At 61.8% G+C, this 12,188-nt stretch carries 14 protein-coding genes and 1 other RNA gene; 6 read left to right on the top strand and 9 right to left on the bottom strand.

Annotated elements, in window-relative coordinates:
- Positions 1–4: 4 nt before the first annotated feature.
- Positions 5–395: RNase P RNA component class A (gene rnpB / locus IEV88_RS03010), an RNA gene on the bottom strand.
- A 244-nt stretch (positions 396–639) separates the two neighbouring features.
- On the opposite strand from rnpB, the gene sciP reads away from it, so the two are divergent.
- Together sciP and IEV88_RS03000 are read left to right on the top strand one after the other, a co-directional pair.
- Positions 640–936 carry a CtrA inhibitor SciP gene (gene sciP / locus IEV88_RS03005; RefSeq protein ID WP_155141670.1) on the top strand — a complete coding sequence of 99 codons (297 nt, stop codon included), beginning with the start codon at positions 640–642 and terminating at the stop codon, positions 934–936.
- A 162-nt stretch (positions 937–1,098) separates the two neighbouring features.
- A complete protein-coding gene (locus IEV88_RS03000; RefSeq protein WP_188159802.1) occupies positions 1,099–2,283 on the top strand; it encodes a flagellar biosynthesis protein FlhF in 1,185 nt (394 codons plus the stop codon).
- A 91-nt stretch (positions 2,284–2,374) separates the two neighbouring features.
- Here IEV88_RS03000 and IEV88_RS02995 read toward each other — a convergent pair whose 3' ends face one another.
- From IEV88_RS02995 to serS, 3 genes are all read right to left on the bottom strand, one after another.
- Complete coding sequence (locus IEV88_RS02995) at positions 2,375–3,874, bottom strand: peptidoglycan DD-metalloendopeptidase family protein (RefSeq protein ID WP_188159801.1); 1,500 nt, start codon at positions 3,872–3,874, stop codon at positions 2,375–2,377.
- A gap of 121 nt (positions 3,875–3,995) precedes the next feature.
- Positions 3,996–4,757: a 5'/3'-nucleotidase SurE gene (gene surE, locus IEV88_RS02990; protein ID WP_188160524.1), complete on the bottom strand. Its 762-nt coding sequence runs from the start codon at positions 4,755–4,757 to the stop codon at positions 3,996–3,998.
- A gap of 2 nt (positions 4,758–4,759) precedes the next feature.
- A complete protein-coding gene (gene serS / locus IEV88_RS02985; RefSeq protein WP_188159800.1) occupies positions 4,760–6,058 on the bottom strand; it encodes a serine--tRNA ligase in 1,299 nt (432 codons plus the stop codon).
- Positions 6,059–6,245: 187 nt separating this feature from the next.
- Here serS and IEV88_RS02980 point away from each other — a divergent pair, with 187 nt between their 5' ends.
- Genes IEV88_RS02980 through IEV88_RS02965 form a run of 4 tightly spaced genes read left to right on the top strand, consistent with a single transcriptional unit; the run spans position 6,246 to position 8,404 of the window.
- Positions 6,246–7,436 carry an endo-1,4-beta-xylanase gene (locus IEV88_RS02980; RefSeq protein ID WP_188159799.1) on the top strand — a complete coding sequence of 397 codons (1,191 nt, stop codon included), beginning with the start codon at positions 6,246–6,248 and terminating at the stop codon, positions 7,434–7,436.
- A gap of 52 nt (positions 7,437–7,488) precedes the next feature.
- Positions 7,489–7,803: an autorepressor SdpR family transcription factor gene (locus IEV88_RS02975; RefSeq protein ID WP_188159798.1), complete on the top strand. Its 315-nt coding sequence runs from the start codon at positions 7,489–7,491 to the stop codon at positions 7,801–7,803.
- Positions 7,800–8,219 (top strand): hypothetical protein, encoded by a 420-nt coding sequence (locus tag IEV88_RS02970; RefSeq protein ID WP_188159797.1) that lies wholly within the window; start codon positions 7,800–7,802, stop codon positions 8,217–8,219. The genes IEV88_RS02975 and IEV88_RS02970 overlap by 4 nt, the downstream gene beginning before the upstream one ends.
- Positions 8,216–8,404 (top strand): hypothetical protein, encoded by a 189-nt coding sequence (locus tag IEV88_RS02965; protein WP_188159796.1) that lies wholly within the window; start codon positions 8,216–8,218, stop codon positions 8,402–8,404. The genes IEV88_RS02970 and IEV88_RS02965 overlap by 4 nt, the downstream gene beginning before the upstream one ends.
- Positions 8,405–8,407: 3 nt before the next feature.
- Here the strand turns inward: IEV88_RS02965 and tatC are convergent, their stop codons facing one another.
- The 5 genes from tatC to IEV88_RS02940 form a co-directional block, all read right to left on the bottom strand.
- Entirely contained in the window at positions 8,408–9,274 is an 867-nt protein-coding gene (gene tatC / locus IEV88_RS02960; protein WP_188159795.1) for a twin-arginine translocase subunit TatC, read from the bottom strand.
- Entirely contained in the window at positions 9,271–9,690 is a 420-nt protein-coding gene (tatB, locus tag IEV88_RS02955) for a Sec-independent protein translocase protein TatB (protein WP_188159794.1), read from the bottom strand. The genes tatC and tatB overlap by 4 nt, the downstream gene beginning before the upstream one ends.
- Before the next feature lie 29 nt (positions 9,691–9,719).
- The gene (gene tatA, locus IEV88_RS02950; RefSeq protein ID WP_188159793.1) at positions 9,720–9,965 is read right to left on the bottom strand and encodes a twin-arginine translocase TatA/TatE family subunit; all 246 of its coding nucleotides are present in this window, start codon (positions 9,963–9,965) and stop codon (positions 9,720–9,722) included.
- 174 nt (positions 9,966–10,139) lie between these two features.
- The gene (gene scpB / locus IEV88_RS02945) at positions 10,140–11,216 is read right to left on the bottom strand and encodes an SMC-Scp complex subunit ScpB (protein ID WP_206711330.1); all 1,077 of its coding nucleotides are present in this window, start codon (positions 11,214–11,216) and stop codon (positions 10,140–10,142) included.
- Positions 11,217–11,221: 5 nt separating this feature from the next.
- Positions 11,222–12,163, bottom strand: a complete 942-nt coding sequence (locus tag IEV88_RS02940; RefSeq protein WP_229731394.1) for a segregation and condensation protein A — start codon at positions 12,161–12,163, stop codon at positions 11,222–11,224.
- Between the last annotated feature and the right edge of the window lie 25 nt (positions 12,164–12,188).

Raw genomic sequence — 12,188 nt, 5'->3', positions numbered from 1 at the left:
GTGAAGCGTCAGATGACCTGTAAGCCGGGTTCTGTATCCCGCCGAGTGATCGGCGGGCGATGACCATTCCTCTCGGGCGGCGCTTGCGCGACGCCTCCAGCAACCAACCCGGACAGTGGGGCCGGAACGGGCCCTGGTCAGTAACCATGCTGTCCCTATTCGGTCTTGCTCCGGACGGGGCTTGCCATGCCCGGACCGTTGCCGGCCCGGCGGTGCGCTCTTACCGCACCCTTTCACCCTTACCTCCCCGGCCAGGGCCGTGGAGGCGGTCTGCTCTCTGTGGCGCTATCCCTTGGTTCGCACCAGCCGGGCGTTACCCGGCGTCCTCGTTCCGTGGAGCCCGGACTTTCCTCGGCCTGCCTGAACAGGCAGGACGCGGCCATCCGGTCATCTGACGCGCCCCCCACATGGGCCCAGAAAAAAATTCCGTCAAGAAGGCCATCCGTGCCAGTTCTTCCGTTTACCATGTACCGTTCGGGGAATGCGTGCCGTATCGGCACAGAAAACACCTTGGAAAATCAAGTTTAATCAATGGCTTAGGGAAATATTTACCAACGAGTTTAGACGTTTTTTTACAAGCCCGTCGTATAGTGCCCTCACTGAAATACCCTCCAGAGTTGAGTATATGGGAGCACGAACATGGCTAGTCTAGCATCCAACAGGTCCGAAGGGCTGACAGGCAAGGACCCTTACGTCATCGGACCGGATGGATCGGCCCTGACGCTGAAGGATCTTCCTTCACCCAAGACCAAGCGCTGGGTCATCCGGCGCAAGGCCGAAGTGGTCGCCGCCGTACGCGGGGGACTGATGAGCCTCGAACAGGCATGCCAGCGTTATTCGCTGACCGACGAGGAATATGCTTCCTGGGAAGTCGCGATCGACAAGCACGGCCTGCCGGGTCTCCGGACCACACGATTGCAGCAATACCGTAAATAAGACCTCGATACCGTTGATCCTCAACAGATCTTCAATGGCGCCCGGCAGAGAAATCTCCGGGCGCTTTGCATTGCTGTCATAATTATTGCGTTGCAGTGCATGACCGCTGGCAGCATGATACGAATGGAGACCGAAGACCATTTGGGAAGTACAGATTCTGTTATGAGTTTTGAGACTTTTTCCGCTCCCACGCTGAATGAGGCAAAGGCTGCCATGCGCGCCAAGCTTGGCGAGGGGGCTGTGATTCTCGCAACCCGCAAGCGCCAGGACGGCATGGTCGAACTGCGTGCCATCCGCAAGGGCATGCCGCTTTTCGATGGCGAAGGCCCCGCCTCGCCTGCCCCGAAGAGAGAAGGACCACGGAACGAAACCTCCAGGGAAGCCGAGAAGAGCCGCCCCGCGTCCGGCCTCGCAGCACGCACGGCGAAAAGACCTGACGATGAAAAGCGATCCACACCGCGCGAAGGCACCGGCCTCCACAACAAGATCGAACGCTCGGCCGGGGAATCCGCCCTGTCGGCGTTGAAGGGCGATTTCTCGCTCAAGCTTGGCGGGCGCGGCGGTGATCCCGACGACCCGTTCCAGCGCGAGATCGCTCAGGCCCTGCAACACCACGGGATCTCCCAGAAGCTGATCAAGGCGCTGGCGAACGAAGCCCGCTCGGCCCACGCCCGCGATCTGACAGGCATGCTCGAGCATGCCTTCGCCCGTGTCCTCAACTATGCGCCACTGACCCTGACGGCAGGCGCCCCGGTCATGCTGGTCGGCCAGACCGGTGCCGGCAAGACCTCCTCCGCCGCCAAGCTGGCCGCACGCGCCGCGGCCGAGGGTGACAAGGCGGCCTTCCTGTGCGCTGACGTCGGCCGCGCCGGGGCGCTCGACCAGATGACGACCTATGCCAGCGCCCTCGACACGCGCTATTGGCCGATTGAAGACCCGCAGGATGTCGAGAATGTGCTGCGCGAGGAAAACCCGCGTGAAATCCTGATTCTCGACACGCCCGGCGTCTCGCCCTTTGCGCCGGCAGACATTGCCGCCATGCGCGCCTTCCGGGATTCGCTCGATGCCGAGCCGGTGCTGGTCCTGCCCGCTTCCGGCGACATGTACGAACATATCGACTGGGCCAACGCTTTCCGCGAGATCGGCGTGCGCCGCTGCATCATCACCAAATTCGATACATCCCGCCGCGTCGGCGCGGCGCTGTCGGCGGCCTATGAAGGCAATCTGGCGCTTGCCCACTTTTCCGAGGCGCCGTTCATCGCCGACGGGCTGATCGACGCGAGCCCCGCTTATCTCGCCCGGCGGCTGGTGATCGAAAACCCGGCACGCATCGCCGATACGTTCTGATTGCCAAGTCCGACTTTGGGCAAAAAAAAGCGGGCCCCGAGGGGCCCGCAGTCATTTCAACCGTTTCACGCAACTAAAATCTTTAGACGGATCAGAACTTGACCGCTTTGGCATCGCTGCCATCGAGCGCGGCGATCGGGTCGGTCGGCTTCAATTCGTGGCGCAGCTCGAAATGCAGCTGCGGCTGGTCGACGCTGCCGGTGGTGCCGACCTTGGCGATGATCTGGCCCTTGCGGATCTTGTCGCCCTTGTTGACGAGGATTGCATCGGTATGGGCGTAGGCACTGACCCAGCCATCGGTATGCTTGATCAGCAGCAGATTGCCATAGCCTTCCAGCTCGGAGCCGCGATAGACGACCTCGCCATCATCGACGGAGCGGATCGGCGTGCCGACCGGCGCGGCAATATTGATGCCGTCATTGCGCCGGCCATCGTCGGACATGCCGTAGCTCATGATGACCCGGCCCTGCAGCGGCCACTCGAACCGGGACTTCTCGCTCGATTTCGGCAGCGAGTAAGACGCTTCGGTCTGTTCATTTGCGGCGTCAGCCTCGGCAATCTGCTCGGGCTCATAGATCGGGTTTATCGCGCGGCTCGCCATCTCCTGCGTTTCCGCAGAAGGCGCAGGGCGGGATGACAGCGATGCCGTCGCGCCGGCCGCCGTGGACGGAATAACCAGTTCCTGGCCGATGGAGAGCGCATAGGGCGCCTCGATATTGTTCGCCTCGGCGACCGCAGAGACATCGAGCCCGTAGGACTTGGCGATGGAGAAGAGCGTGTTGCCCGGCTCCACCATATGTGTCGTCATGCCCATGGCCTGTTCAGCGTAAGCAGCGTCGATGCTGCGCACCGGTTGAGCGGCTGGCTGGGCCGCTGGCTGTTCGGCCATCAGCTCGGCTTGGGTCGTTTCCTCTTGTGTTTCCGTTTGCAGGGAGACTGTGACCGGACGGACCGGCGCCTCCTCTTGTGCTTCCGATTCTTCCGTATAGGTGGCGATGGTTGCAGGGGCCGCGTCGGCGAGACCCGGAATCAGCAATTCCTGGCCGATATCGAGCGCATAGGGCGCCGAGAGATCGTTCGCCTCGATAATCGCTGCCGGCTTGGCACCATAACGGCGTGACAGGGCAAAGACGGTATCGCCCGGCTGGACGGTGATGTAGCCCTCGGCCTGCTTGTCCTTGGCATAAGCGAGCTGTGTTGCCTCAGCCTGTGACGCCTCTGCCTGAGACGCTTGCGCCATGCGATAGATCGGATCCTGACCGTACAGGCCCCCGGCCAGAACGCCCGTCTGGGTACTGTCCTGGGAAAACTCTGCCCGAAGCGGCGTCGGTCCCCCGGTTGCCGTGGCAATCAGCATCGTGTCAATGCCATCGCCTGCGCCATAGTCGAAGGCGCCAGCATCGGCATTCCCGGACGCCCCGACCCCTGCCAGATCGGCCTCGACATTGCGCGGATGCGCGTCGCCAGGGTCCGTCGCGAAGACGACGGGCGCCTTTTGTTTTTCAGTGGTCTGGTTGGCGCTGTCATCCGCACCGAGCCCAACGGGGATCAGGCAGGCAGCGCCGGTCATCAGCAATAATTTGACACGCATGATAAGGCCCTCCCGGGTCACCTTTGGTTAACCTTGATTAGGACACTCATACACCTTGGTTAACAAAGGTTTACCCTGCCACGATTCTACCCGTGAAATGAAACCGGTAACAGGCGCCAATTCAATCGAAAAGCTTCGAGATTTCCTGGCGCGATTTCTCGTGTGTCAGGTCAAGATGAACCGGCGTGATCGAAATGCGGCCTTCATAGATCGCCTTCAGGTCCGTGCCATCCGCAGGGTCCGACAGCGTGCCGTCAAAGCCGAACCAGTAATAGCGGCGGCCGCGCAAATCGGTGCGCTCCTCGGCAAAAAGATTGACCTTGTCGCGGGCGCCCTGTGCCGTAAGTTCGATGCCGGTGACCTCCTCCGGCGTGCGGTCGGGGAAATTGATGTTGATCACGACATCCTTGTCCCAGCCCTTGTCGAGCAGCTTCCTGAGGATCGCGGGCGCATGCTGTTCCGGCGTTTCCCAGTGGCAATGCTCGCGCCGGAACCGGGCAAGCGACAGTGCGACGGACGGCACGCCCAGCGCCATACCCTGAAACGCCACTGCGACCGTGCCGGAAAAGGTAATGTCCTCGGCGACATTCTGGCCGTTGTTGATGCCGGACAGGATCAGGTCCGGCCGCCTGCCGTCATCATGCAGGATCGTGCCGACACCCATCTGGACGCAGTCGGTCGGCGTGCCGGCAATCGCATATTTGCGCTCCGCGACCTTGCGCACCCGCAGCGGGTGCGACAGCGTCAGCGAGCGGGCAGCCCCCGACTGGTCCGTCTCTGGCGCGACGACCCAGACATCGTCGGACAGTTCGCGGGCAATCTTTTCCAGCGTTTCAAGCCCTTCGGCATGGATGCCGTCATCATTGGAACAGAGAATTCGCAGGCTCACGCGTCACCGCCGATCTTTTCTTTGTTGCCCATATAGGGCTTCAGAACATCCGGGATGGCGATGGAGCCATCCGCCTGCTGATAATTCTCCAGCACCGCGACGAGCGTGCGCCCGACGGCAAGGCCGGAGCCGTTCAGCGTGTGCACGAAGAGCGGTTTCTTGTCGCCCTCCTTGCGATAGCGCGCCATCATCCGGCGCGCCTGGAAGTCGCCGCAGTTCGAGCAGGAAGAAATCTCGCGATACTTGCCCTGCCCCGGCAGCCAGACCTCGAGATCGAAGGTCTTCTGCGCGCCGAAACCCATATCGCCGGTGCACAAGAGCATGGTGCGGAACGGCAGGCCGAGACGTTGCAGCACCTCCTCCGCGGCGCCGGTCATGCGGTCATGCTCCTCGTTCGAGGCTTCCGGCGTGGTGATCGACACGAGCTCGACCTTCGAGAACTGGTGCAGGCGGATCATCCCGCGCGTGTCGCGCCCGGCCGAGCCTGCCTCTGAACGGAAACACTGGGTCCAGGCGGTGAAGCGCTTGGGCAGTTCCTCCTCCGCCATGATGCTGTCGCGCACAAGATTGGTCAGCGTCACCTCGGCGGTCGGGGTGAGATACATGTCATTGGTGGTCTTGAAGAGGTCTTCCTCGAATTTCGGCAGCTGGCCGGTGCCTTCGAGCGCGGGGGCATTGACCAGCACCGGCGGCTGGACCTCTTCATAGCCGAATTCCTCCGTGTGAAGATCGAGCATGAAGGCGGCGAGCGCACGCTCCAGCCTGGCGAGGTCCTTCTTCAGCACGACGAAGCGCGCGCCTGAGAGTTTCGCCGCGATCTCGAAATCCATCTGGCTGCCGCCGGTCGCCGCAGGTAGCGCCTCGCCAAGCTCGTAATGCTCCTTCGCGCCGTCGATTGCCCTCGGCTCGCCCCAGGCTCTCACCTCGACATTCTCGTTCTCGTCCGCGCCGTCAGGCACTTCGTGGAACGGGATGTTGGGGATCGCCATCAGCTCGGCGTTCAGCGTATCCTGCAGTTCTTTCTGCTTTTCCTCGGCGGCGGCGAGATCGTCCTTCATCGCGGCGACTTGCGCCTTCAGGCGCTCGGCCTCGTCCTGGTCGCCCTTTCCCATGGCCGCGCCGATCTGCTTGGAGGCCGCGTTGCGGGCCGACTGCAGCTCGTTCATCCTCTGGGTCTCGGCGGCGACGGCCTCGTATTTCTCCGCCAGCGTATCGGCGATGGGGGCGAGGCCCCGGCGCGCCATCGCCTTGTCGAATTCTTCGCGGTTATCTCTGATGTAACGGATATCGTGCATGGAACCTGAACTCTCTGCTGTTGCCCGTGGCTATAGGCAATATCGCCGGGAGGGTCCAGTGGCCGGGAATTTTGTCGCCGCCCATGGCCCGCAATCGCAATAGACGGCTCGAAAACTCCGTGTTAGCGTTCTCATCATAACCGGGGCAAACCGGGCGCCGCTCAAGCGGCATTTTTGGGAGGTTACTATGGGAAGGCTTACCCGCCGGCAGATGCTGGCGCACTCTTTGGCATTGACATCGGCAGGCTTTCTGACCGCTTGCGGCGGCGGTGGTGGCAGTTCAGGCGGCGGCACGACCACGCCAACCCCGGCACCCCCTCCTCCGCCTCCACCACCCCCGGCTACAGTCGCGATCGACCCGATCCGCGCCGCAGCAGCGGCAAAGAACATGACCTTCGGCACGGCGATCGACACCGGCACTTATGGCGACCCAAATTACCGGGCGCTGGTCAAAGAGCACTGCAACAATCTCGTGGCTGAAAACTCGCACAAATGGGAAGCGATCAGGCCGACACCGGATGTTTTCAATTTCGGCAATGGCGACCAGTTGACGGATTACGCCGCAAGCGAGAACATCGAGATCCGCTTCCACACGCTGCTGTGGGAAGCCGAAGAACGTTATCCGGGCTGGTTCGACACCTATGATTTCGGTGCGGACCCGGCGCGCGAAGCAGAACGCCTGCTGACCGATCATATCCAGACCGCTGCCCGGCGCTATGGCAGCCAGATTACGTCATGGGATGTGGTCAACGAGGCAGTCGATCCGGCGACCGGCGGCTATCGCTCTTCTCCCTTCTCGCGCAATCTCGGCTCGATGGAGACGGTCCTCGACATCGCCTTCAACACCGCCCGGGCCGAGCTGCCAACCGCCCAGCTGGTCTATAACGACTATATGAGCTGGAACGGAAATTCGCTGCATCATGACGGTGTGTTGCGCCTGCTTGAGGGGTTGCTGACTCGCGGCACACCGATCGATGCGCTGGGCGTGCAGGGCCATATCTGGGGCGGTAATTCCGGCGGGTTCGCGGCCAATGAAACAGAGTGGCGCACCTTCCTCGACGAGGTGACCGGCATGGGGCTCGACCTCATCATCACCGAGTTCGATGTCAATGACGCCGATCTTCCGGCGGGTATCGCAACCCGTGACCAGCGGGTCGCCGAGGCGACAAGGGCCTATCTCGACCTGATGTTCGATTATCCCCAGTTGTCGGACTGCCTGTGCTGGGGCCTTGTCCACCGCTATTCCTGGCTGCAGGGCTTTGCACCGCGCAGCGACGGGCTCGCCAACCGCCCGACGCCGTTCGATGACAATTACGATCCGACGCCGATGGCCGAGGCGATCCTCGCCGCGTATGAGGCGACCAGCGTGCGGACGTGAGGCTGACAAAGCAACATTGACTTCATTTTGTCACTTTGCTAAATGACAAAATATGAGCACAGTCTTCAAGGCATTGTCCGACCCGACCCGCCGCAAGGTGCTGGAGCTGCTGAAAGGCGGCCCGCGCAATGCTGGCGAGCTGGCAGAGCATTTTCAAATTTCCAAGCCAACCATGTCCGGCCATTTCGCCGTGCTGCGAGAAGCCGGGCTCGTGACCAGCGAGCGTGACGGCAAGCAGGTCGTGTACGAATTACAGCTGTCAGTTCTGGAAGACGCAATGCTGGCCTTCACGAAGGCGTTTGGCTGGGACCTCAAAACCAGTGACAGCACGGACAGAACTGCTGCTGAAAAGGGAGAAACCGCATGACCACGGATAATGACGATACCCGGGCGTTCCTGCCCCTCGCATTTGGCGCAGGCGTGATCATCCTTGCCATCATGACTGTTGCCGCGGCGAAGGAGTTCGGCTGGCTCGATGGCAGCGCGGCGAAACGGCTGGTGGGCGTCAGCATCGCTGCCATGCTGGTGCTGATGGGCAACTACATACCCAAGGCCGGGTTCCTGCAACTGTTCGTCGACGCGCCGCGCAAATCGCTCGCCAGGGCCGACCTGATGGCCGGGCGCATCCTGTGCCTCGCCGGTGTCGTGATCATCGGCGTCTGGGCTTTTGCCGCCATAGAGAACGCGCAGCTCGGCGCGGCGCTGATCGGCCTGGCCGCCTTCTTTCTCGCCGTGGCCAGCTGGCTGATGTTGAAACCGACCCATACCGGAGAGAAATCATGAACCAGAAACAGGGCATTCGCCTCGCCATGCTGCACATCCTTCATGCCATTCTGTGGGTTATGGTGATGATCATCGCCGATACGATCTGGGGCGACGACAGCATCAAGTGGACGGTGATCGGCTTTGTCATCTCGAGCAGCCTGCTGACGACATGGTTCACCATCTTCGCCAGACAGAAATCCTGAAATCTATTCCGCGTTGGCTTCCTCTGCCTGTACGCGTTTCTGCACGATGCGCACGGTGAGGATGGAGAACTCATACAGCCCCCACAGCGTCGCGCCGAGGATGATCTGGCTGATCGGGTCGGGTGGCGTCAGGAAAGCAGCGGCGAGGAAGATGCCGACGATCGCATAACGCCGGGCGCCGACGAGTGTCTTGTCAGTGATGATGCCGGCCAGGGCGAGCAGGGTCAGGACGACAGGCAGCTGGAAGGCAAAACCGAAGGCGATGCACAGCGCCATGATCAGCGCCAGGTAATCCCCGACGAATATGAACAGATTATAGGTCACCTGCGCGCCGGTGTCTGGCGGTGTCTGCATCGACAGCGCGAACTGGATGACGAAGGGCATGATCAGGTAATAGACCAGCGCCAGACCGGCCAGAAACAGGAACGGGATCGCGATCAGGAAGGGATAGATCGCCCTCTTCTCGTTCGAATAAAGCCCCGGCGCGACGAACAGGTAGAGCTCGCGGGCGATGACTGGAAAAGCCAGCATGATCCCGGCAATCAGGGACAGCTTGATCCGGGCAAAGAACAATTCCAGCGGCTTGTAGTTCAGCACCGCCGTCTCGCCCGCATTGCGGTCCTGCACCGCCTCGATATAGGGCACGGTAAGCAGGTCATAGAGCTGCTGGGAAAAGATGAAGCAGACGATGAAGGCGATGAAGATCGCCGCAATGGAAACGATCACCCGGCGGCGCAGTTCGATCAGGTGAGACAGAAGCGGCGCGCGGCTCGCCTCGACCTCGTCTTCATAATCGTGCGGGTCGTCGCGGATGATGTCAGGCGGCTGGTCGGCCGACTGGTCCTTGTTGTCGTCCTCGCCGCCCGTCATGCCCCGCCTTCGGCTTTCTTCGTTTCAGCCGGTTCAGAAGCCGCGACCGGCGCATCGCTTTGCTCTGCGGCCTGTGCGGCTTTCGTCTCGCCAGCCTGTTTCGGCGGCGTGCCCTTGACCTGCTGGTAGCGGTCGGCATCGGCCTGGCGAGCCGTATCCTCCACGGCCTTTTTCACCTCATTGACCGGATTGTTCTTCTTCAGGCTCTCGATCTCTTCGCGCAGCTCGGCCATTTCGGTCTCGCGCGCCATCTCGTCGAAACCGGCGCGAAATTCATCCGCCATGGCCCGCGCCTGTTTCAGGAACTTGCCAATGCCGCGCATGAGTTTGGGCAGGTCTTTCGGCCCGACGACGACAAGCGCCAGCACGGCCAGGACCATAAGCTCGAGAAATCCGATTTGCGGCAGCAGGCTCATCGCTTGCGCGCCTTTCGCCTAGGTGAAGATTATTCGGAAGTGCCGGCCTTCTTGGCGGGCTCCTGCTCGTGGACCTTGTCGTCGGCATAGACCGTCGACTTGTCCTCCTTGAGGCGCTGCTTGTCCTCTTCCTCGTCGTCATCGGACAGGCCCTTGCGGAAGGATTTGATGCCTTTCGCGAAGTCGCCCATGATCGAGGAAATCTTGCCGCGACCGCCAAAGAGCAGCAGCGCGATCACTGCAACGAGAATTAATTGCCAGGCGCTCGGTGCCATAACAGCCTCTTTTCAGTTAGTTGACCTGATATGTAGCGATCCTGCGGCGCCGGCGCAAATGCCAAGTTGCCACTTTAGCGTTTCCCGGTGAAGCGGAAACCGGTTCACCGTCAGGAAACGCGGCAAACAGGGAGTCTGGATCGATTCAGCGTTTCGACAGAACGCTGAATCGATCTAACGATCGTCTTCGGGTTCTTCTTCGGCGTCAAACGCGTCATCATCGATCTCTTCACCGGCGATCATGTCAGGCTCCTCGACAATTTCAGCGGCTTCCGGATCGCCTTCCTCGAAATCATTTTCCTCAAGATCATCAGCCAGTTCGGCGTCGATCTCGTCATCTTCCTCGAGGTCGGCCCCGGTGCTCGCCTGATGGAAGTCTTCCACGAAATCGGTCTCCGGCGGTTCGTTCTCGTCGGTCTCGATCTCGTCGCCATCCCTCGGCGTCGGCACAACGAAATCAGGCGGCAGTCGCGCATCGAGCAGACCTGCCGCCTTGAGGTCGGCCATGCCCGGCAGGTGAGACACGGATTCCAGCCCGAAATGCTCGAGAAATTCCTGGCTCGTGCCATAGAGCAGCGGGCGGCCCGGCGTATCGTCCTTGCGCCCGCGCAGGCGGATCCAGCCGATCTCGAGCAGCTTGTCGAGCGAGCCGGCAGACACGGCCACGCCGCGCACTTCCTCGATCTCGGCGCGGGTGCAGGGCTGGTGATAGGCGATGATCGCCAGCGTCTCGAGCGCCGCCCGCGAGAGTTTCTTGGGCTGGACCTGCTCGATCTGCAGTATATGCGCCACATCCGGTGCCGTAACGAACTGCCATTTCTTGCCAGTTCTGGAGAGGGTTACGCCGCGATTCTCATATTGCTTCTGAAGCGCCTCCAGGATGTCCTTGATCGCAGCATTTTCCGGCAGGCGCTTGGCGATGGTCGGTTCGTCGAGCGGCTCGGCGGCAGCGAACAGCAGCGCTTCGGTCATGCGCACATGCTCGGCGAACTCGGCCGCGGCGGCGAACGGGTTCTCCTGATCGCCGAACAGCGAACTCAGCTCGTCATCTTCCTCATCATCGTCGCGGGTCATGGAGACGACACGGTGCTCCTCTTCGTCCTTCCCGGCACCATCTTCGGCGGTCGGATCGGCATCGTTCGCCTCGATCGCGGCCTCGATTTCGGCGTTGAGGGCCTCAGCGAGCGCAGCCTGGACCTCCTGTGCGTCCATGTCCTGCATGGTCTTTGCCGGGGCGTTCTTGCCTGACATAACTCTCAACTCTCCGGATTAAAGGATTGCGCCGATTCTGCGCCTGGCGCCGCGCCGACGCGCTTGCGCAGGTAAAGCGGCTGGAAGGCGCCGCCCTGGCGGATATCGATGTGCCCGGCCTTGGCATATTCAAGCGTGGCGTTGAAGGCACTGGCGATGATCGACGAGCGCGGCGCGTCGACCTCCTGATCCATCCACAGGCTCGTGAGGTCGGTCCAGTCGGGGATGTCGCCGAGAATGCGCCCGAGGCGCTCGCGCGCCGCCTCGATCTGGAAGACCTTTGGCGGGGTGTATTTGATCGTTGCATCGACGGCCTTCACGCGCTGGCTGGTATAGGCCTTCAGCAGGTCATAGATTTCCGCGTTCCATTCGGTGGTCCGCACGACCCGCACGCCCTCGGGATTGCCGCGCGGGAAGAAATTGATGCCGCGCTGGGGCAGTTCGAGGATCTTGTCCGCCGCCTCGCGCATGGCTTCGAGCCGCTGCAGCTGAAAGGCGAGCCGGGCCGCCATCTCGTCCGCCGTCGGCTCCTCGCCATCCGCTTCCTGTTTGGGCAGCAGCAGGCGCGATTTGAGGTAGGTCAGCCAAGCCGCCATGACGAGATAGTCGGCAGCGAGCTCCAGCTTGCGCGCGCGGGCCGCCTCGACAAAGATCAGATATTGCTCGACCAGGGTCAGGACCGAAATCTGGCGCAGGTCGACCTTCTGGCGGCGCGCCAGATCGAGCAGCATGTCGAGCGGGCCTTCATAGGCCTCGAGCCGCACGATCAGCGCGTCGGGGTCGAGCTCCGCGGCTTCCGGCTTCACGCGCACCGGCGCGTCGAAATCCTCAGCCTGCTCGCCTTCGCCGACATGGCCGGATGGCGACGCAGGTTCTGCCTCTTCGGGCGCGGCAGACGCGTCGTCCTCGTCGAGGGTCTCGTCCATGGATTGGGGTTCATTACTCATATCGTGAAACCTTAAGACCGATTCC

Source organism: Aquisalinus flavus (genome assembly GCF_014640095.1).
GTDB classification, from domain to species: domain Bacteria; phylum Pseudomonadota; class Alphaproteobacteria; order Caulobacterales; family Parvularculaceae; genus Aquisalinus; species Aquisalinus flavus.
The sequence above is the reverse complement of the archived record's forward strand: the minus strand, read 5'-3'. Positions and strand labels throughout refer to the sequence as shown.